General features: G+C 57.0%; 19 protein-coding genes and 1 tRNA gene. 11 read left to right on the top strand and 9 right to left on the bottom strand.

Annotated features, from left to right (window positions below; genetic code table 11):
• Positions 1-149 precede the first annotated feature (149 nt).
• Together ACTUHY_RS11455 and ACTUHY_RS11450 are read right to left on the bottom strand one after the other, a co-directional pair.
• Positions 150-1406 carry a [Fe-Fe] hydrogenase large subunit C-terminal domain-containing protein gene (locus ACTUHY_RS11455; protein WP_278673563.1) on the bottom strand — a complete coding sequence of 419 codons (1257 nt, stop codon included), beginning with the start codon at positions 1404-1406 and terminating at the stop codon, positions 150-152.
• A gap of 63 nt (positions 1407-1469) precedes the next feature.
• Positions 1470-3026 (bottom strand): ABC-F family ATP-binding cassette domain-containing protein, encoded by a 1557-nt coding sequence (locus tag ACTUHY_RS11450; protein ID WP_278673564.1) that lies wholly within the window; start codon positions 3024-3026, stop codon positions 1470-1472.
• Between the two features lie 243 nt (positions 3027-3269).
• Here ACTUHY_RS11450 and asrA point away from each other — a divergent pair, with 243 nt between their 5' ends.
• From asrA to ACTUHY_RS11425, 5 genes are all read left to right on the top strand, one after another.
• Entirely contained in the window at positions 3270-4289 is a 1020-nt protein-coding gene (gene asrA, locus ACTUHY_RS11445) for an anaerobic sulfite reductase subunit AsrA (protein WP_442827809.1), read from the top strand.
• Positions 4279-5094 (top strand): anaerobic sulfite reductase subunit AsrB, encoded by an 816-nt coding sequence (gene asrB, locus ACTUHY_RS11440; protein ID WP_442827808.1) that lies wholly within the window; start codon positions 4279-4281, stop codon positions 5092-5094. Before asrA ends, asrB begins: the two co-directional genes overlap by 11 nt.
• A gap of 10 nt (positions 5095-5104) precedes the next feature.
• Positions 5105-6082, top strand: a complete 978-nt coding sequence (gene asrC / locus ACTUHY_RS11435; protein ID WP_442827807.1) for a sulfite reductase subunit C — start codon at positions 5105-5107, stop codon at positions 6080-6082.
• A 206-nt stretch (positions 6083-6288) separates the two neighbouring features.
• Positions 6289-6807 (top strand): phosphodiesterase, encoded by a 519-nt coding sequence (yfcE, locus tag ACTUHY_RS11430; RefSeq protein ID WP_278673566.1) that lies wholly within the window; start codon positions 6289-6291, stop codon positions 6805-6807.
• Positions 6808-6820: 13 nt separating this feature from the next.
• Positions 6821-8866, top strand: a complete 2046-nt coding sequence (locus ACTUHY_RS11425) for a TonB-dependent receptor plug domain-containing protein (protein WP_442827806.1) — start codon at positions 6821-6823, stop codon at positions 8864-8866.
• 283 nt (positions 8867-9149) lie between these two features.
• On the opposite strand, the gene larAH10 is transcribed toward ACTUHY_RS11425, so the two are convergent.
• From larAH10 to ACTUHY_RS11410, 3 genes are all read right to left on the bottom strand, one after another.
• Complete coding sequence (gene larAH10 / locus ACTUHY_RS11420; RefSeq protein WP_278673569.1) at positions 9150-10457, bottom strand: NPN-dependent 2-hydroxyacid racemase, LarAH10 family; 1308 nt, start codon at positions 10455-10457, stop codon at positions 9150-9152.
• Positions 10458-10667: 210 nt separating this feature from the next.
• A tRNA-Ala gene (locus tag ACTUHY_RS11415) sits at positions 10668-10743 on the bottom strand.
• 300 nt (positions 10744-11043) lie between these two features.
• Positions 11044-11466 (bottom strand): RrF2 family transcriptional regulator, encoded by a 423-nt coding sequence (locus ACTUHY_RS11410; protein WP_278675962.1) that lies wholly within the window; start codon positions 11464-11466, stop codon positions 11044-11046.
• A 250-nt stretch (positions 11467-11716) separates the two neighbouring features.
• Between ACTUHY_RS11410 and ACTUHY_RS11405 the strand changes: the two genes are divergently transcribed.
• Entirely contained in the window at positions 11717-13552 is a 1836-nt protein-coding gene (locus ACTUHY_RS11405; protein WP_278675964.1) for an NAD(P)-binding protein, read from the top strand.
• Complete coding sequence (locus tag ACTUHY_RS11400) at positions 13546-15276, top strand: [FeFe] hydrogenase, group A (protein WP_278675966.1); 1731 nt, start codon at positions 13546-13548, stop codon at positions 15274-15276. The genes ACTUHY_RS11405 and ACTUHY_RS11400 overlap by 7 nt, the downstream gene beginning before the upstream one ends.
• Positions 15277-15503: 227 nt before the next feature.
• Here ACTUHY_RS11400 and pcp read toward each other — a convergent pair whose 3' ends face one another.
• The 3 genes from pcp to ACTUHY_RS11385 are packed head-to-tail and all read right to left on the bottom strand — an operon-like array spanning position 15504 to position 17769.
• Positions 15504-16148, bottom strand: a complete 645-nt coding sequence (pcp, locus tag ACTUHY_RS11395; protein ID WP_442827810.1) for a pyroglutamyl-peptidase I — start codon at positions 16146-16148, stop codon at positions 15504-15506.
• 14 nt (positions 16149-16162) lie between these two features.
• Positions 16163-17077, bottom strand: a complete 915-nt coding sequence (locus ACTUHY_RS11390; protein WP_442827805.1) for a DUF979 domain-containing protein — start codon at positions 17075-17077, stop codon at positions 16163-16165.
• A complete protein-coding gene (locus ACTUHY_RS11385) occupies positions 17074-17769 on the bottom strand; it encodes a DUF969 domain-containing protein (RefSeq protein ID WP_442827804.1) in 696 nt (231 codons plus the stop codon). Before ACTUHY_RS11385 ends, ACTUHY_RS11390 begins: the two co-directional genes overlap by 4 nt.
• Before the next feature lie 158 nt (positions 17770-17927).
• Between ACTUHY_RS11385 and ACTUHY_RS11380 the strand changes: the two genes are divergently transcribed.
• Positions 17928-19139 (top strand): CapA family protein, encoded by a 1212-nt coding sequence (locus ACTUHY_RS11380; protein WP_442827803.1) that lies wholly within the window; start codon positions 17928-17930, stop codon positions 19137-19139.
• A gap of 14 nt (positions 19140-19153) precedes the next feature.
• On the opposite strand, the gene ACTUHY_RS11375 is transcribed toward ACTUHY_RS11380, so the two are convergent.
• Positions 19154-20362 carry a DUF819 family protein gene (locus ACTUHY_RS11375; protein WP_278675779.1) on the bottom strand — a complete coding sequence of 403 codons (1209 nt, stop codon included), beginning with the start codon at positions 20360-20362 and terminating at the stop codon, positions 19154-19156.
• 314 nt (positions 20363-20676) lie between these two features.
• On the opposite strand from ACTUHY_RS11375, the gene ACTUHY_RS11370 reads away from it, so the two are divergent.
• The 3 genes from ACTUHY_RS11370 to ACTUHY_RS11360 all read left to right on the top strand — a co-directional run.
• Positions 20677-22605, top strand: coding sequence for a sigma 54-interacting transcriptional regulator (locus tag ACTUHY_RS11370; protein WP_442827802.1), 1929 nt, complete (start codon positions 20677-20679; stop codon positions 22603-22605).
• A 297-nt stretch (positions 22606-22902) separates the two neighbouring features.
• Positions 22903-24156 carry an SLC13 family permease gene (locus ACTUHY_RS11365; RefSeq protein ID WP_278675782.1) on the top strand — a complete coding sequence of 418 codons (1254 nt, stop codon included), beginning with the start codon at positions 22903-22905 and terminating at the stop codon, positions 24154-24156.
• Between the two features lie 43 nt (positions 24157-24199).
• Positions 24200-25290 (top strand): CaiB/BaiF CoA transferase family protein (locus ACTUHY_RS11360; RefSeq protein WP_442827801.1); only part of this gene is annotated, 1091 nt, incomplete at its 3' end.

Genomic DNA, 25290 nt, shown 5'->3' with positions numbered 1-25290 from the left:
CTTATCGTTAGCAGATTAGGGTTTGTACATTCAAAAAATTTGCTTGCAAATTTCTCATTCGGCTCGAGACTCGAGACCCGAGACCGAGCCGCTATGCGGCTTATGAGACCGGGGGTGTTGCACGTAATGTGCAACACCCCCCTTTTTTCTCAATCAAACTTCCGATCGTACAGATCACTCTTGGCCAGGAATTCTTCCACCGTGGCGAAGCCCAGCTTTTTCAGCAGCTCGATCACGTAGGGATTTTCCGCCGGCGTATTGTACTGGGCCTCATCGCTGTAGGCCTGTACGTTCTTTTTGCCTTCCTCCCGGTCCACCAGGGCCTTGGGGCCGCCTACGCAGCCACCTTTGCAGCCCATGCCTTCGAAGAAGTTCCCTTCATGGTTCCCCTTCAGGATGTTGTCGATCATGGCCCGGCATTCCGGCACACTGTCTGCCCGGCGGATCTTCATTTCGATCTTCCGGTGGGGATTCAGCTTCTTCACCGTGGCATCCACAGCCGCCGCCACCCCGCCGGCATAAGCATAGCGGATCCCGGCTTTGGAAGCGTGGGGCACATTGTCCTCTTCCAGGGACGCTAAATCCAGGTTGGTGGTGGAGAACAGATCCCGGAGTTCTTCATAGGTGAGCACGTAGTCGATAGCCCCCTTCAGATCCGGTTCCTTGATTTCCGCCTTCTTGGCCATGCAGGGCCCGATGAACACGGTCTTGGCTTCCGGATGAAGCACCTTCACCGTCCGGCCTCCGGCGATCATGGGAGATACGGAGCCGGGCACATTGGGCATCAGCTGATGGTACAGCCGACGGATCATGGCGATCCACATGGGGCAGCAGCAGCTGGTCAGCTGGAAGTCCCCTTCCTTGTTGACGTTCTTGTCAAATTCCAGGGCTTCCTTCAACGTCAGGATATCGGCGAACACCGCCACTTCCAGCATCCCGGAAAAGCCCAGCAGCTTCAGGGCCGTCCGCAGCTTGCCGGCAGTGACTTTCGGCCCGAACTGGCCGGAAAAAGCCGGTGCCACCAGGGCGTAGATGGGGGTATCCCCCTTCTTCAGTTCTTCCACCACCGGGATGATGTCCTTCTTGGTCTTCAGGGATTCCAGTTTGCAGGCATCTACGCAGGCCTGGCAGCCCACGCATTTGTCCGGATCGATCTGGACCCCGTCAGAACTGGGGTGCATGGCGTCCCACTGGCACACCTTCACGCAGTCCGCCTGTTTGTCTTCAGAACAGGTGCAGGGTTTCACCCGCCACACCAGGCTGGTGTCTTCCGGATGGGCCAGACATTCGATCATCTTGGGATCGGCGTTTTCGATGTCTTCCACATTCTTCCCTTCCGCCGCCCGCTTCAGCATCTTGTGATACAGTTCATCCAGAGTCAGATTCTTCGCTTTGCTTTCTTCCATGTTCTTCTCCCCTCATTCCAAGCCAGCAGCGCTGGCTTCCTTTGGCCATTGACAATTGACAATTTATACAATCTTCGTAGACCATCCCTCGATATTCCACACCTGGTCCACCCAGTCTTCGTAGAATTCCGGTTCGTGGGACACCAGCAGCAGGGTTCCCTTGTATTCCCGGAGGGCCCGCTGGAGCTCTTCCTTGGCCTCCACGTCCAGGTGGTTGGTGGGTTCGTCCAGCACCAGCAGGTTGGCCGGCCGCTGCATGATCTTGCACAGCCGCACCTTGGCCGCCTCGCCCCCGGACAGGGCAGTCATCTTAGTAGTGATGTGGTCGTTGGTGAGTCCGCAGGCCGCCAGGGCTGCCCGGACTTCCGAATTGCTCATCCCCGGATATTCCTGCCACAGTTCCTCCAGGGCGGTGTTCTGGTTCCCCTTGGCGCTTTCCTGTTCGAAATACCCTACGGAAACGAAATCCCCCTGTTCCACACTGCCGGCCACCGGCGGGATCATCCCCAGCAGGGTCTTCAGCAGGGTAGATTTTCCCAGGCCGTTGGTGCCCCGGATGGCGATTTTCTGTCCTCTTTCCAGCTTCAGATCCACCTGTTGGGTAAGAGGCACATCATATCCCAGTACCAGATTGGAAGCCGTCAGCACGAACCGGGACGGTGTCCGGTCTTCCAAGAACCGGAAATGGGGTTTGGGTTTTTCCGCCCGTTTGGTAAGGATCTCCATCTTGTCCAGCTTTTTCTGCCGACTGTTGGCCATGCCCCGGGTGGCCACCCGGGCCTTGTTCCGGGCGATGAAGTCCTGTTCCTTTTTGATTTCCGCCTGCTGCCGTTCGTAGGCGGCTTCTTCCTGGCGCCGTTTCAGGGCCGCCATCTCTTCGAACTTTTCATAGTTCCCGGTGTACCGGTCCAGCTTCAGGTTGTCCACATGCCAGATGATGTTGGTCACCGCGTTCAAGAAGGGCACATCGTGGGAAATCAAGATGAAGGCATTTTCATAGTCCTGGAGGTACCGGGTGAGCCACTGGATGTGTTCCGCATCCAGGTAGTTGGTGGGTTCGTCCAGGAGCAGGATGTCCGGATTCTCCAACAGCAGCTTGGTCAGGAGCACCTTGGTCCGCTGGCCCCCAGACAGCTCGTCCACCTTGTGTTCCAGGCCGATGTCCCGGAGCCCCAGGCCCCCGGCCACTTCCTCGATCTTGGCATCCAGGTTGTAGTAATCCGCCGCTTCCAGCCGTTCCTGGATCTCTCCCACTTCTTCCATGAGCCGGTCCATTTCCTCCTGGGAAGCGCCTTCCATTTTGTCGTAATCCGCCAGCATCTCCTGTTCCTGTTCCACCAGGTCCTGGAAGGCGGTGCGTAGAGTCTCCCGGATGGTCATCCCGGGCACCAGCACGGAATGCTGGTCCAGATAGCCAACCTTGGTCCGCCGGGCCCAGGTGACCTTCCCTTCATCCGGGCTCAGTTTGCCGGTGATGATGGCCATAAAGGTGGATTTTCCTTCTCCGTTGGCCCCCACCAGGGCCACGTGCTCCCCTTTTTCCAGGCGGAAAGAAACATCGTCGAAAATATCTCGTCCCCCATAACTGTGGGACAGATGGGCAACATCCAAAACGCTCATGCAGGAACTCCTTTTAATGAGGTCTCGGGTCACGAGGCCCGAGACCGGATTGCCCTCGGCAATCCTTTTATAATCGATTCAGTATACCATAAAACCCCTGCCGGGTCCAATCCTCCCATCCGTTGCCGGAACAACAGACACCTGCCTGTACTGTCTGCTATACTACCCCTGATAGAGGTCTGCCGCATGGGTGGCGGGCCTATGACCCAACACAGGATTCATGGAAGACAAGGGGAGAAAAACATGGGTTATCAACTGACAAAGGAAGGGCTCCGGCAGGTCTTTGCCGCCTGGAGCCGGGAGTACGACATCTACGCTCCCAAACGGTTCGAAGGCACCGGCCGATTCTCGGAAACCGACGTAATCCGCTATGGCACGGTCTCCGATCCGGAAGAAGTGATCTGGGACCAGCGGTCCGACTATTCCTGGAAGGAAGCGCTGCTGCCGGTGTGCCAGACCTTGCTGTACTTTACGGAAGACACGGTCACCGAAGCCCAGGACCCGGACCGAGGCAAGATCGTCCTGCTCCGAAGCTGCGACCTGGCGGCAGTGGAACGGTTCGACTACATCTTCCTCCAGAATGGACCGGAGGATTCCTATTATAAATCCCGCCGGGACAAGATCAAATTCATCCTCATGGGCTGTGCGGAGTCCTTTGAGGGCTGTTTCTGCTGCTCCATGGGCACCAACCATGCTGAGGGCTGGGACGGGGCCCTGAACCGGCGCCCTGAAGGATACCTGGCAGAAGCCCGGGACGGCTTTCTGGCGGACGCCCTGGCAAAAGTCGGCACTCCCTGTGGGGAGGTGGCCCCGGATGCAGTGGAAGCCAACGATTTCACCGTCACCGTGCCGGACAACCTGACGGAAGCGGTGGCCAAAAGCACCATCTGGGACGAATACGACAAACGGTGCATCAAATGCGGCCGGTGCACCCTGGTGTGCCCCACCTGCACCTGCTGGTCCATGCAAGATCTCTACTACACGGAAAACGGTCAGGCCGGGGAACGGCGCCGGGTCCAGGCTTCCTGCATGATCGACGGCTACACCGACGTGGCCGGGGGCCTGAAGTTCCGCCAGAAGGGCGGGGAACGGATGCGCTTCAAGGTGCTCCACAAGGTCCTGGACTTCAAGAAACGGGCCGGCTACCAGATGTGCGTGGGCTGCGGCCGCTGTGACGCCATCTGCCCGGAATACATTTCCTTTGTCCGCTGCATCGAAAAACTGGCGGACGGCATGACGGAGGTTACGAAAGATGAAAAATAACACCTACCTGCCCTTCCGATCCGAGATCCTGGAAGTGATCAAGCATGCGGACCTGGAATACACCTTCCGGATGGCCTATGACCGGGGTGCGGAACATCCGGTGAAACCGGGCCAGTTCTTCGAGATTTCCATCCCCAAATACGGGGAGGCGCCCATTTCCGTCAGCGGCATCACCGACCATTCCCTGGATTTCACCATTCGGAAAGTGGGCAGCCTGACCAACGAAATCTTTGAAAATTACGTGGGCGGCCATTTCTTCCTCCGGGGACCCTACGGCAACGGGTTCGATGTAAACATGTTCAAAGGGAAGGAAATCATCCTGGTGGCCGGGGGCTCTGGCCTGTCCCCCATCCACGGGGTCATCGACTACTTTGCAGACCATATGGATGAATGTGAACGGCTGACAGTGATCGTGGGCTTCAAATCCCCCCATGACATCCTGTTCCGGGACGACCTGAAACGGTGGAAAGAAAGCGGCATGAACTTGATCTACACCGTGGACAAGGCTGATGACGACCCGGACTATGACGGCCATGTGGGCCTGGTGACCCAGTACATCCCGGAAATGAACCTCCAGGATCCGGACAACGCCATCGCCGTGGTGGTGGGCCCGCCCATGATGATCAAATTCTCCATCAAGACCCTGCTGGGCCTGGGCTTCGACGAAGAAAAAGTCTGGGTCTCCGAATCCCGGAAGATGTGCTGCGGCGTAGGCAAATGCGGCCACTGCCGGATCGGGGAAATCTACGTGTGCCAGGATGGGCCGGTGTTCAAATACACCCAGGTCCGGTCCTTCATTGACTAGGAGGCGTGCCATGCTGGATATGGATTGTGGAAAACTGAAAAAGAACGCCTACCGGGTCACCAAGCACCGGGGCGTCACCTCTTCCCGGGTACGGGTGCCCGGGGGCCATCTCACCGCCGATGTGCTGGGGAAGATCCAGGAAATCGCCGAAACCTACGGCAACGGCCAGGTCCATCTGACCATCCGTCAGGGCTTCGAGATTCTGGGCATCCCCTTTGAAAAAGTTCCGGAAGTGAACAAGGCCCTCCAGCCCATCATCGAGGAGCTGGACATCAACCAGGAAGCTCCCGGCACCGGCTACCCGGCTTCCGGGACCCGGAACATCATGGCCTGTGTGGGGAACCGGGTATGCCCCTTCGGGAACTATGCCACCACCGCCCTGGCCAAACGGATCGAAAAGGCCATCTTCCCCAACGATCTCCATGTGAAGGTGGCCCTCACCGGCTGTCCCAACGACTGCTGCAAGGTGCGGATGCACGATTTCGGGATCATCGGCATGACCGAGCCCCAGTTCGACCCCTCCCGGTGCATCAGCTGCGGGGCCTGCGTGAAGAAATGCAAACAGCTTTCCGTGGAAGCCCTGCATATGGACAAATTCCGGCCGGTGCGGAACGTGGAAAAATGCATCGGTTGCGGAGTCTGCGCCCATGCCTGCCCCAACCGGGCCTGGACCCGGAGCAAGACCCAGTATTTCCGGATCACCCTCCTAGGCCGCAGCGGCAAGAAGAATCCCCGGATGGGTGTGGATTTCATCAAATGGGCGGACGCGGACAGCGTAGTAAAGATTGTCAGCAACGTGTATGACTACGCCCGGAAGTACATCGACCCGGAAGCCCCGGGCGGCAAGGAACACATCGGGTATATGGTGGACCGGACCGGTCCGGAAGAATTCCTCCGGTACATCCTCCGGGACGTACAACTGCCGGAAAAGGCGGAAGTGTACAAACCTCTCTACTGGAACGGGATCCGGTATTGGGGATTGAAATAGGCAGAGTCACGGGTCACAAGTCGTGAGTCGCAAGCTTGTTGGTGCAAATCAACGATCCGGTTTTACAGATTCCAGTCCGATTCAATCTTAACTCTATATAGAAAAGGAACAGACGGTTTGAACGTCCAGGCCCGCGACCGGGGGTGTGAATTTTTTCACACCCCCTTTTCCATGCTATAATACATCCATACGAAAGGATGATGCCCATGAAATACATGATTGCTTCGGATATCCATGGTTCTGCCTTCTATGCCCGGAAAATGATCCAGGCTTTCCGGCAGGAACAGGCGGACCGGCTGATTCTCCTGGGAGACCTGCTGTACCATGGTCCCCGGAACGACCTGCCCCGGGACTATGCCCCCAAAGAAGTGATTTCCCTCCTGAACGGCCTGAAGGACCGGATTTTCTGCGTCCGGGGGAACTGTGAGGCGGAAGTGGACCAGATGGTGCTCCCGTTTCCGGTGCTGGCAGATTACGCCCTGCTGGAATGGAATCAGCACCTGGTCTTTGTAACCCACGGCCATCTCTACAACACCCAGAACCCGCCGCCCCTCCAGCCCGGAGACATCCTGCTCCACGGCCACACCCACATCCCCGCTGACGAACCCTGGGGTCGAGGCAACCGGTACTGGAACCCAGGCTCCGTGTCCCTGCCCAAAGCCGGCAGCGTCCACGGCTATATGGTGCTGGATGAGGACCAACCCCTCTGGAAAGCACTGGAATAGGAGGACCACGACCATGCTTCTTTCCCGAAAAGTTTCTCTTTCCCTTTTCCTGGCCATCCTGTCCCTGGCTCCCCAGGGGTTCCGTCCCCTTCCTGCCCTGGCGGCAGAGGCCGGTCCCTCCCATGCCCAAAAGGCCGCCCCCCATCCCCAAAAAGCCCCGGCGCTCCTGGGCCGCACCCCCGGCAAAGCGTCCCCGGTCATCGACGCCCACAGCGCCGTGGCCAACACGGACCTGATGCCGGCGGCAGCCGGAGTCACAGTGATCACCCGGCAGGAAATCACCGCCAACCACTATGACAGCGTGGCCGAAGCCCTGACCTATGCCCCCGGGGTCACCGTCACCGGCGGGGTAGTGAACACTTCCCAGCGGATCGTCCGGATCGATGGGGATGAACGGGTGGCAGTGTTCATCGACGGCCATCGGATGAACCTGGAAAGCGGCCTCACCAACGGTCGCAGCACCTACAACCTGGACATGGCCGTGCCACCCTCTGCCATCGAACGGATCGAAGTGATCCACGGGATGGCGGACGGCGGTTATCTGAACTATGATACCCCCGGCGGTGCCATCAACATCGTCACCCGGAAGGGCCGGGACCACCAGGTCCAGCTGGAAGGGGCCCGGGGGCCCTATGACGGCTGGCACTGGAACGCCCACCTGGAAGGCAGTGCTGAAGGCTGGAGCTGGCTGGGCACCGGAGGCCGTTCCAACTTGGACGCCCTCCACTACCGAGATGCCTCCGGCAGCCGGCACACCATGCCCGATTCCGCCCGGAACCGCCGGGAGATGTTCTACCGGTTCGACCGGCAGTTCACCGATTCCACCTCCCTGACCCTGTCCTACGCTCATTTCAGCAACAGCCGGGGACTCTGGCTGGGCCGTTCCTACTGGGACAGCCACCGGGAAGACTATGAGGCGGAAAAGCTGGCCAACAACGTGAACCTGACCTACAACTACAAAGAGGACGCCCCGGTGCCGGCCTGGATTTCCTTCTCCCACAACTACAACCAGGCGGATTCCTACTACCCCGCCGGAACAGAAGAACAAGATGAGCTCCCCAGCTACAGCCGGTGGAAAACCCGGACCAACAGCCTGGACTGGCGGGACGGCTGGAAGATGGGCCAAAATCTGACGGTTTCCGCCGGTGCCTCCTGGCAGCACACCTCCCTGGACACGGAACAGAACCTGCTGGATGCACACAACTTCGCCAAGAATTACAACAAGGGCATCAGCAATCTGTCCGCCTTTGTGACCACCAAGACCCGGTACGGCAAATTGTCCCTCCAGAGCACCTCCCTGTTCAACCACAACACCCGGTTCGACAATGAGTATGTGTACGGGAACTCCTTGGAATACCGTCCCGATGACCGTCTGACCCTTTACGGGGCCCTCCAGCGGATCTATTCCGTCCCCACCCTGGATGAACTGTATTACAACAATGCCAACCGGGATTCCGACGGAGCCTGGAAGATCCGGGGCAACGAACATCTCCAGCCGGAAACCGGCCTCAAGTGGAACGGGGGCATCCGGTACCGGCTCAATGATCACAGCACCCTGGACGCCAATGCCTTTGTATCCCACATCAACAATCCCATTGTCTGGTACAAGGAGGCTGGAGCCTGGACCCCGAAGAATCTGGAAAGCCAGAACAAATCGGGGATCCAGTTCACCTGGGAGGACCGGTTCAGTACCCGGTATGGGCTCACCGCTTCCTATGCCTGGACCCGGACGGATACCACCTACGGCGGGGGCATCGATCCCCAATACACCGATGAAGTGGCTCCCCATGCTTTCAAGACGGCCCTGACCTACAAAGACAGCCGCTGGACCAACAGTCTGCTGTTCCAAGCCGCCTGGGGCCGGGACAAGGGATGGTACACCGGCAATGCCTATACCCTGGACGCCAATTTCAACTACCGGTTCAACAGCCGCTGGAGCGCCTGGCTGAAGCTCCGGAACCTTCTGGACGAAAGTTATGAAGACGTGGGCTCCCGGACCTTGGGAGACTGCCCCGCCTACGGCCGCACAGCCCTGGTGGGAGTGACGTATAAGCTGTAAAGAAAGGGGGTGTGAAAAAATTCACACCCCCGGTCACTGGTCTCATGTCACTGGTCACTGGCTGATAGAAAGAACCCATGGCTGACGGGTTCTTTCGAATAAGAAACAGGACTGTGCTTTTCTTTTAATCCGTTGCTTGTCCAGAGTTCTTCTGGAGAGGCAAGGACAAGCCAAAGGCGCGTCTTAGCCAGTATCATACAATGAAAGGCAGCCGCAGCCCGGCTGCCCTCCTTCGTCCAGTGACTAGTGACAGGCTGTTGCTCATGCAACAGCCTCTTCTCTTTCACTTCCCCGGCTCTTCTGCGATGACGCCTCCGCAGTGGGGGATGATGTTCAGGGTATAGTCCAGTTTCCCCTCCTGGGCCAGCTGAGCCTGTGCCTTTTCCCAAGCCTCAGCCACGGTAGCACAGGGAATCTGATTGGTCTTCCGGATGGCTTCGAAATTCTCCTTTTTCGTCACCAGGTAGATGGTATACCGATGGGTCATGCAGAACAGGTTGAAAGCCACGAAAAAGGGAATGCTGAAATTCTCCCGCAGGTCCTTTTCCATGTCCTTCTCGCTGGCATATTTGAAGCTGCCCAGGTATTCCGGCGGTTCATACAGATCGCTGGCTTCCATGATAGCAATGATGATGCCTCCTGGCTTGGTGGTCACATCCGCTGGATCGTAGCATTTGCAGCCCTGATACAGGGATACATCCTTGGGATAGCCTCCGGCACAGGCAAAGGTCACATCCGCTCTTTCCTTGAAGGGAACAGCCTGGTTGTCATGGCAGATCCGGGTCCCTTCCAACCAGGCCTGGTAAGGATCCCCGGCCACGATGCTGCAGATTTTCCCTTCATTATTGATGATGGAATGGACCAGGAAAGTGGGTTTTACCATATCCATGGCTTCCAGCATATCGTAATTCACCGGATTGTCCTGGAGCACCCCGTTCCGGGTCTTGGGGTTGATGCCATCCCCAAAATGGTCCGCCAAAGCGTGGCAATGGTTCTCCTGGATGGTGTCCCAGCCGGCCACTCCGGGCAGGAGCAGTTTCCGTCCGCCCCCATAACCAGCAAAGAGATGGGCCGTGATGCCATCGATGATTACGATCTTATCCGCTTCCACCGCCCGCTTATTCAGCATGACCCTGGTCCCGAACCGTGTGGTCCCTACACAGGTCAGTTCCGCCTCGTTCCGGCAGTGGTGCTGGAACATCCGGATGCGCCGGGCCACTTCTTCTCCTACCACACGTACGTTTTCTTCTGGGGTCTGTTCCCGATGGGTCCCCTGGGCAAAGAGGATGCACATATCCTCATCCGGTACACCGGCCCGGTTCAGTTCATTGACTACATGGATCACATATTCCGAAGACCGGTTCCAGGAACGGGTCACATCGGCGATGACCAGACAGACTTTATCTCCCTTCTGGAACATGTCCTGCAGCGGCTGGCAGCCGATGGGATGGCGCATGGCTTCCAAAGCCGCCTGTTCCACATCCACCGCCGGCACCGGACGTCCTTCGATGATACTGCTGATCCGTTCCTCCGGCAGGTCCACTTCCTGGGTCGTCCTGCCAAAATTAAAGCTGAATTTCCTGAGTCCCACGATATCTTCCTCCCTTTTTGATCAACGCTGCAGGATGCTGCGGCAATATACCATTTATACAGAATATTATAGCACTTCTGCTTATTTTTCTCCGTATATTATATTATGTATCTTCCAGCAGATTGACTTTGAGAGGACCCCCACAGGATTTCCTGCACACAAAAAAAACACCCACACGGTCAAAACCCGCATGGATGCTTGCTTTTGAGTTGGTGGAGCACAGGGGGATCGAACCCCTGACCTCAAGATTGCGAACCTTGCGCTCTCCCAGCTGAGCTAGTGCCCCAATACGTAGTATTATAGCGCTTCTGGGGAAAGTGTGCAAGAAGCAAACGGAAAAAGCGTACTTATTTGCGTACTATTTTCTCTTCTGACTGGGAACTGCCGCACATGCAGAAATTTCTTTGGTCACTTGTCACTGGTCGAAGGATAAAATTTGCAGACAAATTTTAGAAATTATAAAACCTGATTATTCCGCAGCAAGGTAACTGTTTCTATATTATTGCAGTATTGTTTTTTCACTCAAAGAACCCGCCAGCCGCGGGTTCTTACCATCGTCCAGTGACCAAAGACAAGTGACCCCATTTTACATTCCCTTCGCTTCCTGTTTTTCCACCAGGTCGGCCAGGGTGGTATTATCCACGATATTGTCGATGGCGTCCTGGATCTCTTTCCACAGGTCCAGGGTGACGCAGTGGGCCGCCCGGTCACAGATTGCATGGCCAGGTTCCAGGCAGGCTACCGGGGCCAGAGAGCCTTCCACGGCCCGCAGGATCTCGCCTGCGGTATAGTCTTTGGGATCACGGACCAGTTTATACCCGCCCTGGGCTCCCCTGGCACTTTTCACCAGTTTAGCGCGGGAGAGCTGGGTAATGATCTGTTCCAGGTATTTTTCTGAGATTTCCTGTCTCTGGGAGACGCTTTTGATAGGTACATAGGATTCGGTGCCGTTGATAGCCAGATCGATCATCAGGCGCAGGGCATACCGTCCCTTAGTAGAGATTTTCATAGTTCCTCCTCGCAGCAGATTGTATTCCCTATAATTGTACTATAGAATTTTCCAAAAAGAAAGGAAATTCCTAGTTATTTTTAGGAATTTCCCTGCCGGCCTTTGCAGGGAAGATTCCCTTCCCTAGAGATTTATCAGATTTTTCCAGCGGATTCGTTGACAGTATTTGCGCGAAGACGGTAAAATAAAAGAGTATCTGTATATTATGTTCCTTGTTTCGTACCAGGAATCCATAAAGGGGGAGAAAATCGTGAGTCGTTTGCAAATCGAGACCCCGGGGCGGGCCCAGACGGTCCTGAATGGCCTGTATCAGGATATGCACCGTCGGATCAATGCCAGTTCGCCGGGGCTCTGTCCTGTGGACATGGCATTGAATTTCCTGCGCTTCTGCCATGCCCAGAGCTGCGGAAAATGCGTACCCTGCCGAGTGGGATTGGGGCAGCTGGAAACCCTCATCGAGCAGGTGCTGGAACGGACGGCGACCCTGGAGACCATCGACCTGATCGAAGACACCGCCCAAGTGATCGCTGATTCTTCGGACTGTGCCATCGGCTATGAGGCGGCCTATATGGTGCTGAAGGGAGTCCGGGGTTTCCGGGAAGATTATGAGGAGCACGTACTCAATGGCCGCTGTATCTGCGGTCTCAGCCATCCGGTGCCCTGTGTCTCCACCTGTCCGGCCCATGTGGATATCCCCGGCTACATCGCCCTGATCCGGGAAGGCCATTACGAAGAAGCCCTGGACCTGATCCGCAAGGACAATCCTTTCCCGGCAGTCTGCGGCTACGTGTGTGAACATCCCTGCGAATTCCACTGCCGCCGGCAGATGGTGGATGATTCGGTGAACATCTGCGGGCTGAAGCGGTTCGCGGTGGACCATGCCAAGCCATCCCATGCCCCTGTTCCGGCGCCAGCTACCGGCAAGACAGTGGCAGTGATCGGCGGCGGACCGGGTGGTCTGACGGCAGCCTATTATCTGTCCCTCATGGGGCACAGCGTCACGGTGTATGAACAGCGTCCCCAGCTGGGCGGCATGCTCCGGTACGGGATCCCCAACTACCGACTGCCCCTTGCGGTCCTGGAAAAAGACCTGGGCTACATCCTGTCCACCGGGATCCAAGTCCACACCGGGGTATCGGTAGGGACGGACCTGTCGGTAGAAGAGCTCCAGCGGCAGTACGATGCAGTGTACATCGCCATCGGGGCCCACAGCGACAAGAAGCTCCATCTGGAAGGAGAGGAAGCCCAGGGTGTCTACAGCGCCGTCCGGCTCCTCCGGGATATCGGAGAAGGCCGGGTGCCTGATTTCTCCGGCAAACGGATCTGTGTCATCGGCGGGGGCAATGTGTCCATGGATGCCACCCGGACGGCCAAACGGCTGGGTGCGGCTTCCGTCCAGTGCATTTACCGGCGTCGGCTGGAAGATATGACCGCTCTGGAAGAAGAGGTCCAGGCAGCCATGGCGGAAGGCTGTGAAATCGTCACCTTGGAAGCGCCCAGCCGGATCGAGACTGACGGACAGGGTCATGTGACGGCACTCTGGACCCAGCCCCAGCACATCGGCCCTTACAATGGGAAGAGCCGGCCCAATCCGGTAAAGGCGGATCTGCCAGAACGGCGTTTCCCCTGCGATGCCCTTATCGTGGCCATCGGTCAGTCCATCGTCACCAAGCCTTTCGAAGCCATCGGGGTCACGGTCAGCCGAGGAACCATCCAGGCGGACCTTTCCAGCAGCATCCCGGGCCTGAGGAACCTGTTTGCCGGCGGCGATGCTGTTTCGGGGCCGGCCACCGTGATCAAAGCCGTAGCAGCCGGCAAGGTAGCAGCGGACAATATCGATTCCTTCTTCGGCTATCACCATCGGATTTCCTGCAAAGTGGAGATTCCTCCTGCCCATTTCACCAATACGCCTCCCTGCGGCCGGGTGAACCTGAAACAGCACTGCACGCCCCATTGTGTAGGGGATTTCCAGCTGGTCTCAGAAGGGATGACCCCGGAAGAAGCCCGGCAGGAAGCCAGCCGCTGTCTGCGCTGTGACCACTTCGGTTACGGTAGCTTCAAAGGAGGGAGGAATCGGGAATGGTGACCTGTACCATCGATAACAAGACGTTTCAAGTGCCGGAAGGCACCACCATCATGGAAGCGGCCCGACAAGTCCAGATCCAAATCCCTCATCTGTGCTACCTGAAGGACCTGAACGAGATTGCCGCCTGCCGGGTGTGCTGCGTAGAAGTAGAAGGGGAACACGCCATGGTGACGGCCTGCAACAGCCCGGTCCGGGAGGGGATGGTGGTCCATACCAATTCTCCCCGGGCCCGCCGTACCCGGAAGATCAATGTGGAGCTGATCCTGTCCCAGCACGACTGCCGCTGTGCCACCTGTGTCCGCAGCGGGAACTGCCGGCTCCAGGAACTGGCCAACGATCTGGGGATCCATGACAGTCCTTATGAGGAACAGCTGCCTAAAGGGCTGCGGAAGGCCTGGACCACCACCTATCCCCTATACCACGACTACAATAAATGCATCAAGTGCATGCGCTGCATCCAGGTCTGCGATAAGATCCAGGATATGCACATCTGGGATGTGGCAGGCACCGGCGGCCGGACTACCATCGATGTTTCCGGCAACCGGGTGATCAAAGATTCAGACTGCACCCTGTGCGGCCAGTGCATCATCCACTGCCCAGTAGCAGGGCTGCGGGAACGGGATGATACGGCAAAGCTCTATGAGGCTCTGGCGGACCCGGAAAAGGTGACGGTGGTCCAGGTAGCTCCTGCCGTACGAACGGCCTGGTGTGAAGCCTTCGGCCTGCCCCGGAAGGAAGGGACCATCGGGAAGATGGCCGCGGCTCTCCGGCGTCTGGGATTCGACCATATCTACGACACCACCTTCGCCGCCGATCTGACCATCATGGAAGAAGCCCATGAATTCCTGGAACGGTTTTCCAAGGGCGATACTCGGGACTTCCCCATGTTCACCAGCTGTTGCCCTGGCTGGGTCCGCTTCCTGAAGGGCCAGTATCCAGAGCTCACCAGCCAGCTTTCTACTTCCAAATCGCCCCAGCAGATGTTCGGGGCCATGGCCAAGACCTGGCTAGCCGATAAATTAGGGGTAGAACCAGAAAAACTGTACTGTGTCTCCATCATGCCCTGCCTGGCGAAAAAAGCAGAATGTGCCCTGCCCACCATGCGGACGGTCCACGGACCCGATGTGGATCTGTCCCTGACCACTCGTGAATTCGTCCGCATGCTCCGGGCGGACCACCTGGACCCGGCCCTGATGCCAGAAGAACCTCTGGATGACCCTATGGGGACCTATACCGGAGCGGGGACCATCTTCGGAGCCACAGGCGGGGTCATGGAAGCAGCCCTGCGGACGGCCTATGCCAAGCTCATGGGAAAAAATCCGGATCCGGACTTTTTCGCCGCCATCCGTACCGGCCCAGCCCTACGGGAAGCCACTTATACGTTGGCGGGCAAAGAGCTGCGGTGTGCCGTAGTCAGCGGCCTGGGCAATACCCGGCAGCTGATCCGGGCCCTGAAACGGAAAGAGGTCCATTACGACTTCGTAGAAGTGATGGCCTGCCCAGGAGGCTGTGCCGGTGGCGGAGGCCAGCCCATTCCCCGGCATGATGAGGAATTCCAGAGTGTACGGGGCCAGCAGCTTTACCGGCTGGATGAGGAAAATCCCCTGCGCTGTTCCCACGACAATCCCCAGATCCAGCAGCTTTACCGGGAGTTCCTGGGAGAACCCTTGAGCCCCAAAGCCGAAGCACTACTCCATACGGACCATTTTGGGTGGAAGATATGAAAATGGGGTGTTGCACGTGTGAAAACCACACACGTACAACACCCCATTCGTCATATGTCATACGTCATACGCTTTTGGAAATCAATTTTTCCAAATTAATTTTAGAATTTTAAAATCTAACAAACAATGCAACTGATTATCTCAAATCCAACGCCAGCAAAGCTGGCTTCCAGCGGCGTATGACGTATGACATATGACGGGCTGTTGCTCATGCAACAGCCCCTTTTTCAGCACTCCGTTCCCCCGGTCAATTTGGCGTCTGTTTCGTTTTCTACGGCCGTCTCCACAGCCACTTTCAGGCCTGCCACGATGGTCTCCAAGGCCATGCTGGGCTGGTCTTTCAGACGGGCTGCCTGTTCCGGCAGGTAGGGCACATGGATGAAACCGCCCCGGCGTTTCCGGGTATCGTGGGCCAAAAGATCCATAAGCCCGTAAAACACATGGTTGCACACAAAGGTCCCTGCCGTATTGGAGACTTTGGCCGGGATCCCTTTTGCGGTCAGGGCTTCCACGATTTTCTTGATGGGCAGGGTGGAAAAATATCCTACAGGGCCGCCGGGCACGATGGATTCATCCACCGGCTGGTTCCCTTCGTTGTCCCCGATCCGGAAATCATCGCAGTTGATGGCCACCCGTTCCACGGTCAGATCCGTCCGCCCCCCGGCCTGGCCGATGCAGATGACGATATCCGGATCAAATACAGCGATGGCTTCCTTCACTTTGGCAATGGCTTTCAGCCGCACCGTGGGGATCTCCACCGTGTGGACTTGGGCCCCAGCCAGGGTCAGGCCATCTAGCTTCTTTACCGCTTCCAGGGCCGGATTCACCGTTTCCCCGCCAAATGGATCAAAACCTGTCAACAATACTTTCATCATTGGTTCCTCCTTTAAAATGCCAGAATATACATCAGCGCGATCTGTACGCAAAGCATGGTCACAGCCAAGGGCAGCTGGGCCTTGATGACGCCGTACCGGTCAGAGATCTCCAGCAGGGCCGAAGGCACCAGGTTGAAGTTGGCAGCCATAGGGGTCACCAGGGTCCCGCAGTAGCCAGCCAGCATCCCCAGGACACCTACGATGGCCGGATCCGCACCGTACTGCTGGACCACCAGAGGGATCCCGATACCGCTGGTGATGACAGCAAAAGCCGCAAAAGCATTGCCCATGATAATGGTGAACAAAGCCATGCCCAGACAATAAGCGATGATCACTGCCAGCTTGCTGTCCATCGGCACATGGGCCGTCACCAGTTCAGCCACCACGTTCCCTACACCAGCTTTGGCGAACAAGGCCCCCAGGGCTGCCAGGAACTGGGGCAGGATGATGGCCCAGCTGACCGCATCCGTAAGCCTCCGGCCTTCATCCATGGCCACTCCCAAGGAATCGTGGGTCAGCAGGAAAGCGGCGATCAGGCTGGCGATGGCCCCCAGGCCCAGGCCTACCAGCGCTCCCATTTTCGTGAATACTACGACCAAGAAAATCACCAGGGGGATCACCAGGGTAGGCAGCAGCAGTTTATTTCCGTACCGGTCCGCCGAAGCCTTCTTCGCTTCCGGAGTGGAGCTGTGATAATCTCCCGTAGACAGGAGTTTCAAAGTCGCCAGCACCGTCATGGCCACCACTGCCAGACCAGTAACCCAGCCAGGCACCATTTTGCCGAAGCAGAAGGTCAGCCCGTACAGCCCCCAGAAAGCCGCCGTCCCCAGACGGTGTTTATGGGCCTTGTCCTTCAGGGTCAGGAAAGCAAAGACGAACAGCAGCAGGCCAGTGAGCCAGTACATATGTTCCAGGCTAATGGTCATTTTCCCTCACCTCCCTTTGTTTCCGCTGGGACATCCTTCATCCGGGCAGCGATTTTCCGATCAAAGAGGGTGAAACGGACTGCCGCCAAAAGAAAGGCACAAATGGCTGTCGGGATGGCATAGAGAGCCATCTTCCCCAGTTCCACCGTATATCCGGCCGAGGTGAACACCCCTTTGATCAGCAGCAAGCCGCCAGTGGCAATGAACATCAGCTGGCCATAGAAATTCCCGTAGTTTTCCGAAGAAGCCGCATAGCTCCGGACCTGGTCCTGGAGATTTTTGGGCAAATTCTTTCCCTTTGCTGCAGCCGCTTCCGCCATAGGGCTCACAATGGGCCGGATGAAATTGGGATGGCCCCCGATGTTGATGCCTAGGGCCAAGGTCACCTGCCGGAACAGCATGTACAGCATCATGATGCGCCCAGCGGTCAGGTTCCGGAAGCCCCGGATGAAATTCCCCGCCTGTTCCCGGAGCCCCTGCCGTTCCATCAGTCCGATCACCGGCATGATCAGTACGAACAGGGACATGTACCGGTTGGTGGTGAACGCATCTCCGATAGTGGTCAGGATGGCCAGGAAATCCATGCCTCCGGCCAGCCCGGTTGCCACCCCAGCCAGGATTACCACCAGCAGGGGATTCAGTTTCAGCAGCAGACCGATAATGACGATCACGACGCCCACCAATTTAATCATAAACTCACCTTCCTTTGTCATTATCCAACGTCTCTCTATATTCGCCGCAGCAAAATAAAATCCTGCTAAAAAAGTAGAGATTTTTGTTAGTCTGGACAAATACATTCTCTTTGCCGTATGATGGAATCTGAAATTTCAAAGAAAGGAATCCATATCCTATGATCCACCGTTTTTCCGCTCTTTTCTTAGCTGGCTTGGCTGCTCTGTCTCTTTGGACTGTACCAGCCCCTCTCCAGGCTTCTCCCATCCAGCTTTCCACCCGTCCAGTCTCTTCTCAGAAAACTCCGGCATTCCCTGCCGCTCCTGGTTCCAAAAAGACATTTCCTCCGGCAGCCGTCACGGATCCTGCACCTCAGCCTGCGTCCCCGGCACCGGACCGGACAGTTTTTGAAAAATCCTCGGTCCCTGCTCCGACCGCTTCGCCTGCAGTACCGGCCGCCTCTCCCGCTCCCCAGCCTGCTGATGACCCCATTACCACCCTGACGATCAGCGCCGCCGGCGACTGTACCCTGGGCACGGAAGAAAGTTTCGGCTATGAAGGGACCTTCCCGGCTGCCTGGGATGGGGCAGGCGGCGACGGCTCCGTATTCCTGGCCGGTGTGCAGCCCATCTTCGCCCACGACGACCTGACTGTAGTGAACTTGGAAGGTCCCCTTACCACCCGGGGAGAACGCCAGGACAAGACTTTCGCCTTCCGGGGAGATCCGGCTTATGTAGAGCTGCTGAAAAGCGGCAGCGTAGAAGCCGCCACCCTGGCCAACAACCACAGCTATGACTATGGCAGCGATGGCTACTGGGATACCTTCAAGGTCTTAGGAGACACCGGTATCCTGCCCTTCGGCTATGAAGAAAGCCAATTGGTCACCGTCAAAGGGATCCCGGTAGGGTTGGTAGGAATCAATGCCCTGGAAGGCGGGGCCCCGGACCAGCTGTTGGCAGAACTGGAAAAAATAAAAGATAGGGGAGCCCGGCTGGTGGTGGTCTACTTCCACTGGGGCAGCGAATTGGAGACCCGCCCGGACGAAGACCAGGTCTATCTGGCCCATATGGCCATCGACCAAGGAGCGGATCTGGTACTGGGGGCGCACCCTCACGTGATCCAGCCCGTGGAAACCTATAAAGGGAAGACCATCTGTTACAGCCTGGGAAATTTTTGCTTCGGGGGAAACAGCAATCCCCGGGACAAAGATACCTTCATCTACCAGCAGACCTTCCGGTTCCAAAAAGGCCATCTTTTAGGTGCGGATCCGGGAAAAGTGATTCCCTGCCGGATTTCTTCCACTCCGGACTGGAATGACTACCGCCCCACCCTGGTGGAAGGAGAGGAAGCGGAGCGGATAAAGAGGAAAGCAAAAGGAGCTGTTGCCTGAGCAACAGCTCCCCTTTACGCCCCCAATATCCCGCCTACCACCATGCCCAGGTAGGTACCGATCACGTAGCCGAAAGTCCCTACCAGCATGCTGGGGCCTACCAGGGCCGTCCAGCCCTGGGAAATGGCCATCCCTGCCGCTGTCGTAGGTCCCCCGATATTGGCGTTGGACGCCAGCACGATATCCTCCAAACTGAAATGGAACAGCTTGCCGCCCACAAAGCAGAAAGCCATGTTCACCAGGACCATCAGAAAACAGAACACGAACAGCAGCGGTGCGTTCCGGAGGATTTCCATGACAGAAGCAGGCACCCCGATGGCAAAGAAGAACAGGTAAATGAAATACGTACCGATTTCTTGGGCACCGGCCAAGGCCGCCGCCTGTTTTTCAAAAAAGGTGGCAAACCCCATGGAAAATAGGGTGATCCACACATATTGGCTGCTGAAGAAGGTGTTGGCCATATGCCCCAGACCGCTGCCAGCAGGAATGGCCGCCCCCAGCACCTTCCCCAGGTTCTGGGAAAGGGTCACCACCGCCACGGCGTAGAACAGATCCAGTGCAATGTCTTTCAGAGAAATGTCCTTGGCCTGCCAATAGGCTGCCGCCTGGGTCTGGGCATCTTCCCGTCCCTCCCGGGCCACCTGGTCCATGTGGGGATGAGGGTAATATTTTTGGAAAAAGGCGCTGCTCACGCATTTCAGCAGCACCAGGAAATAGACCGCCATGTTCAGGTTGTCTGCCACCACCGTTGCAGAAATCAGGGTGCCTTCCGTGTGGAAGGCATCGGCCAAAGCCACGAAATTGACGCCGCCTCCGATGTAGGACCCGGTCATCATGGCCGCTACCTTGGCCAATCCGTCGATCCGGCTCCCCAACAGCCAGCACCCCAAGACGGCGCCACAGACAGTCCCTGCCGCCCCGATAAGGAAAATGATCAGCAGCCGTCCCGTTTCCTGCCAGATCTTGCTCAGGTTGGCCTGGAGCAGCAGAAGCGGAATAGCCAGAGGCACTGCGTACCCCCAGATCATATCGTCATAAATGGGCGCATGGCTGGGGATCACATTCAGGTTGACCAGCCCAATGGCCGCGATAAGAGCCAGTACAGCTCCGGAGATCCGAGAGGCCCAGGCATAAGTCTGTTCCAACCAAATGGCCCCGGCTACCACGCCGCTGGTCAGGGTCAGCAGCAGCCAGGTATTTTCCGGTGCGATCAATGTATCCATAAACAGCTTCCTTCCTTATTCATTCTTTGCACACATCCACCCAGCGGTCCGGGCCCACCAGGCTTTCCAATTCCTCCACGGTAAGCCGGACCCCGCCGCCCTTTGCTTCCAGATATTTCTTTGCTTTTTCCATTGACAATGGAATCACCTGCCTATTTGCATGATAATTTTTAGTATACTTCTCCCAGCCGGAAATGGAAAGGGGATTGTTGACAGCTTTAGCTCCTCTTTCCTATAATTAGGAAGCATGCTGAAATATACTACTGGAAAAATAGGATTTTACGCTGTCTGTTTTCCCAGAGAAGGAGGGTACGATGGATTCGGAAGACGCAAAGATTTGTCTCATTGCACCTACGGAAAACCTGGCAGCCCGGGCCAAAGCCTTGATTGCCCGCCAGGGGCTCAACGTCCAGGTGGAAGTGGCGGAGCTGGAGAACGCAGTGGCCCTGGCCAAACGGTTGATGAAAGAACGGAAATACCTGTTCATCAGCCGCCGGGGCACCCGGGACCTGCTGCGAAAAAAACTGGGGATCGATGTGGTGAACATCCCTAGCGAAGCATCCGACTATATCCAGGCCATCCAGCGGCTGCGGAAAGAGACCCGTCCCATCGCCTTCTTTTCCTTTGAAGAAGAGATCAGCAACGAGCTGCGGACCATCTGCTATCTGCTGGACCTGAAGATGCAGCACTATTCCTTCAAAGACAGTACGGAATGCCGCCGGGTGGTGAAGCAGGCCGTCCGGGACGGAGCCGCCTGGGGTCTGGGCGGGATCGTATCCGAGCGCTATGCCAAGCTCTGCCATCTGCCCTATATCCGGGTGGAAAGTTCGGATGCCTCCATCCTCCACGCCCTGGAAACAGCCCAGCAGCTGTACCAGAACAAACTGGACAACGCCCGGAAGCAGGAACAGCTGAACATCCGGCTGGAACGGTACCAGAACATCCTGGACTATACCCATGATGCCATCATCGCCATCGATGAAAAAGGGAAGATCAGCACCACCAACCAAATCGCCAACCAGCTGCTCCGCCCGGCCAGACCGCCTTTCACCGGGCGCCCCATCGAAGACGTGCTGCCCAACACCCACCTCACCAATGTACTCCGGACCGGGAAATCAGAAATCGGCCAGATGATGCAGCTCCAGGGGAACCTGGTATCTACCAACCGGGTCCCCATCCTGGTAGACGGTCAGATCAAAGGAGTCGTCGCCACTTTCCAGGACATCAAGACCCTCCAGTCCATGGAACGGGACATCCGGGTAAAGCTCCACGAAAAAGGCTTGGTGGCCAAATACCATTTGTCCGACATCCTGGGGAATTCCCCTGGCATCGTGAAAGCCAAGAAACTGGCCCGGGATTTTGCCAATTCCCAATTCACAGTGATGATCTACGGAGAAACAGGGACGGGCAAGGAGATGTTCGCCCAGGGGATCCATAATGCCAGTCCCCGGAAGAACGGCCCCTTTGTAGCCGTCAACTGTACCGCTCTGAACCGGGACCTGCTGGAAAGCGAACTGTTCGGCTATGCGGACAGTTCCTTCACGGGAGCCAAGAAAGGAGGCAAAGCCGGCCTTTTCGAAATGGCCCATGGAGGCACCGTCTTCCTGGATGAAATCGGCGACCTGCCCCTGGAATTCCAGGCTCCCCTGCTCCGGGTCCTCCAAGAAAAAGAGGTCCGGCGGGTAGGAGACGACCGGGTGATTCCAGTGGATATCCGGGTCATCGCGGCTACCAACCGGAACCTGCTCCAGCTGGTGGAAGAGGATAAATTCCGGCGGGACCTGTACTACCGGCTGAATGTGCTCAGTCTTTCCATCCTTCCCCTGCGCCAGCGGGAAAACGACTACCTGAAGATTGCCCGGACCATTTACCATCAGGTGGCCGCTCAGCAGGACCTGTCCAAGGCCAAGAGTTTCCTGCGCATCATGCGGGCCTGCAAAGACTATGCCTGGCCGGGGAATGTCCGGGAACTGACCAATGTGGTGGAACGGATCTCCCTGCTGCTTTCCTGCGGCCAGACGGAGGGAGAGATCCTGCAGATCCTCCAGGAAGATTGGAAACGCCAGCAGCAGACACCCGTCCCCGTATCTCCTGCGCCCTCCCGACCGTTCCGTCCCAGCAGCGCCCCGCTGGATTCTGCGGTCCTCCAGGAGGCCCTGGCACGGAACCAGGGGAATGTATCCCAAGCCGCCCGGGAACTGGGGATCAGCCGCAGCACCTTCTACCGCCATCTGAAACAGTGATCTGTCCCACACCTGTCCCGCCTGCTACAGATGTGGGACAGGTGACACGATCCATAGCCGCTGCAGAACAGATCCCTCTGCCAGGGAAGCGGATCTGAAAAAGAAAAAATCTCCTGTGAAATGTACCGAAGCTGTAGCCTCGACGGTCTTTTCACAGGATTTTTTTCTATAAAAAAAGAAAAATTTGATTTTTGGCACGCTATTTGCATTATAGTAGGGCAAATGAATTTGATCGATTCGTTGGACGACTTTTCCCGGTATGGCCAATTGGGGAAAAGCTAAAGGGAGGTAACTATCTTGAATTCGACACTTGCCATCATTTCCTTACTTATTTTAGTCAGTGTCATCATCACAGGATTCGTCCTGAAAAAGAACGTAGGACTGGTAGCCATCCTGGCCGCCACCATCTTCGGAGCCGCTATCGGAGAAACCGATTCCATCATCATCAAAGGCTTCAGTTCCAGCACTTTCATCATGCTGCTGGGGGTTTCCCTGCTGTGCACTATCGCCACCAACAACGGCACCCTGGAGCTCACGGCTAAGAAATTCCTCAACATGTCCGGAGGCCATGTAAAAGCCGCTCCCATCATCATGTACCTGATCGGCTACACTATCGCAGCCATCGGGCCGGGCTGTGTACCGGCTCTGGGGATCGTAGCGGCCCTGAGCCTGCCCCTATCCAAGACCACCGGTTATAATTCGGTGATGCTGGCTGCCATCGGTGAAATCGGTTCCATGGCTGGCCGTTTCTCCCCTCTGACGCCGGAAAGCGTCCTGATCGGGAACCTGGCCCAAGCCCAGGGAATCACCGGTTACCAGAGCGCTGTGCTGATTTATTCCACCGTAACCACCATTGTCCTTTCCCTGGTGATCTACTTCATCTATAAAGGATACAAAGTCAAAGAAATCGCCGTCCAGGAACAGGAATCCCTGCCCCCGCTGAATCGGAAACAGATCACCACCCTGGCTGGGTTCCTGGTGATGATCGTCCTGTGTGCCGTATTCAAACGGAATGTGGGCCTGATTTCCTTCGCCGTCTCCATCGTCCTCCTGATCTTCAACGTGGATAACGAAAAAGCCACCATCAAAGCGGTTCCCTGGTCAACCCTGATGATGGTCACCGGAGTCGGCATGCTCATGAGCATCGTTTCTGCGGTAGGTGGCGTCACCATCATGTCCGCCGGCCTGGCCGCCATCATGACTCCGAAAAGCGCCGTGGCCATCCAAGGACTCTCTGCCGGGCTCCTTTCCTGGTTCAGCTCCGCCATCGGCGTAGTCTGGCCCACCATGGTCCCCACCGTTGGCTCCATCGCCGATCAGGTAGGGGTACGGCCGGAAGGACTGATTACCATCATGTGCCTGACCGCTTCCTTTGCTGGATTCAGCCCAGCTTCCACTGGCGGCAGCCTGATCCTGGCAGCTAACGCTACGGACCCGGCCTTCACCAAGGAAAAGGAAAACAAGATGTTCGTCCAGATGTTCGCTCTGTCCGCCCTGCTGCTGACCCTGACGGTCTCCGCCGGTCTGGTAGGCCTGTACAGTGTGATCTGATACTGTTACCCAAATTTTAAGGATAAAGAAAGAAGGATGCAAAATGGATGATGCAAAAGGATTGTTGGAAGGTATCGTAATCTTGGATCTGACCCGTGTGCTGGCAGGGCCTTACTGCTGTGCCCTCTTGGCTGATATGGGCGCTACGGTGATCAAGATCGAGAACCCCAAAGGCGGGGATGATTCCCGGAAGATGGGACCCTTCATCAACGACAATTCTGTATACTATGCCAACTTCAACCGCAGCAAATATGGCTGCACCATCAACTTCAAAGCCCCGGAAGGGAAAGAGATGTTCAAAGAAATGGTGAAACAGGCCGACGTGGTCATCGAGAACTACCGCCCCGGCACCATGGAGAAACTGGGCCTGGGCTATGACGATGTGCTGAGCAAGATCAACCCTTCCCTGATCTACGGCGCCGTGTCCGGCTTCGGCCAGACCGGTCCTTACAGCCGGCGGGCTGGCTATGACATCATCGGCCAGGCCATGGGCGGTATGATGAGCACCACCGGCTGGCCCGGCGGCGAACCCACCCGTGTAGGCACCCCCATCGGGGATGTGCTGGGCGGCCTGAACCTGTGCATCGGCGTCCTGGCAGCCCTGGTGAACCGGGTGAAGACCGGCAAGGGCGAAAAGGTGGATGTGGCCCTGGTAGATTCCGTGGCCGCTGCCATGGAAAACATCACCATGATCTACCAGGCTACGGGCCGGATCCCTCAGCGGATCGGCAACCGGTATGAATCCACTTATCCTTATGATTCCTTCCCAGCCAAAGACGGCAATGTGATCATCGGTACTGCCAACAACAAGCTCTATGACATCCTGTGCGATGTGATGGGCAAACCGGAACTGAAGACCGACCCCAAGTTCAAAGATGTGAAGGACCGGGTGGCCAACCATGTGGAAATGCGGAAGATCGTTTCCGACTGGACCAGCCAGTACACCATTGACGAAGTGGTGGAGACCCTGAACAAGGCCGGCGTGCCTTCCTGCCAGGTGAATACCTTGGACCGTCTGGTGAAGGAACCCCAGGTGGCGGGCGACCGGAAGATGTTCCCGGAAATGGATCAGCCGGGCATCGGCAAGCTGAACATCACTGCTGCTCCCCAGCACTTCACCCGTACCAAGGCCTG

This window comes from Acidaminococcus nyctereutis, assembly GCF_052216985.1.
In the GTDB taxonomy this organism is placed as follows: domain Bacteria; phylum Bacillota; class Negativicutes; order Acidaminococcales; family Acidaminococcaceae; genus Acidaminococcus; species Acidaminococcus fermentans_A.
The sequence above is the reverse complement of the archived record's forward strand: the minus strand, read 5'-3'. Positions and strand labels throughout refer to the sequence as shown.

What these genes read in the sequence shown, in the direction of transcription:
- ACTUHY_RS11455 (WP_278673563.1), bottom strand. Translation starts at nt 1,406, where the DNA reads ATGGAAGAAAGCAAAGCGAAGAATCTGACTCTGGATGAACTGTATCAC.
- ACTUHY_RS11450 (WP_278673564.1), bottom strand. Translation starts at nt 3,026, where the DNA reads ATGAGCGTTTTGGATGTTGCCCATCTGTCCCACAGTTATGGGGGACGA.
- asrA (WP_442827809.1), top strand. Translation starts at nt 3,270, where the DNA reads ATGGGTTATCAACTGACAAAGGAAGGGCTCCGGCAGGTCTTTGCCGCC.
- asrB (WP_442827808.1), top strand. Translation starts at nt 4,279, where the DNA reads ATGAAAAATAACACCTACCTGCCCTTCCGATCCGAGATCCTGGAAGTG.
- asrC (WP_442827807.1), top strand. Translation starts at nt 5,105, where the DNA reads ATGCTGGATATGGATTGTGGAAAACTGAAAAAGAACGCCTACCGGGTC.
- yfcE (WP_278673566.1), top strand. Translation starts at nt 6,289, where the DNA reads ATGAAATACATGATTGCTTCGGATATCCATGGTTCTGCCTTCTATGCC.
- ACTUHY_RS11425 (WP_442827806.1), top strand. Translation starts at nt 6,821, where the DNA reads ATGCTTCTTTCCCGAAAAGTTTCTCTTTCCCTTTTCCTGGCCATCCTG.
- ACTUHY_RS11410 (WP_278675962.1), bottom strand. Translation starts at nt 11,466, where the DNA reads ATGAAAATCTCTACTAAGGGACGGTATGCCCTGCGCCTGATGATCGAT.
- ACTUHY_RS11400 (WP_278675966.1), top strand. Translation starts at nt 13,546, where the DNA reads ATGGTGACCTGTACCATCGATAACAAGACGTTTCAAGTGCCGGAAGGC.
- pcp (WP_442827810.1), bottom strand. Translation starts at nt 16,148, where the DNA reads ATGAAAGTATTGTTGACAGGTTTTGATCCATTTGGCGGGGAAACGGTG.
- ACTUHY_RS11390 (WP_442827805.1), bottom strand. Translation starts at nt 17,077, where the DNA reads ATGACCATTAGCCTGGAACATATGTACTGGCTCACTGGCCTGCTGCTG.
- ACTUHY_RS11385 (WP_442827804.1), bottom strand. Translation starts at nt 17,769, where the DNA reads ATGATTAAATTGGTGGGCGTCGTGATCGTCATTATCGGTCTGCTGCTG.
- ACTUHY_RS11380 (WP_442827803.1), top strand. Translation starts at nt 17,928, where the DNA reads ATGATCCACCGTTTTTCCGCTCTTTTCTTAGCTGGCTTGGCTGCTCTG.
- ACTUHY_RS11375 (WP_278675779.1), bottom strand. Translation starts at nt 20,362, where the DNA reads ATGGATACATTGATCGCACCGGAAAATACCTGGCTGCTGCTGACCCTG.
- ACTUHY_RS11370 (WP_442827802.1), top strand. Translation starts at nt 20,677, where the DNA reads ATGGATTCGGAAGACGCAAAGATTTGTCTCATTGCACCTACGGAAAAC.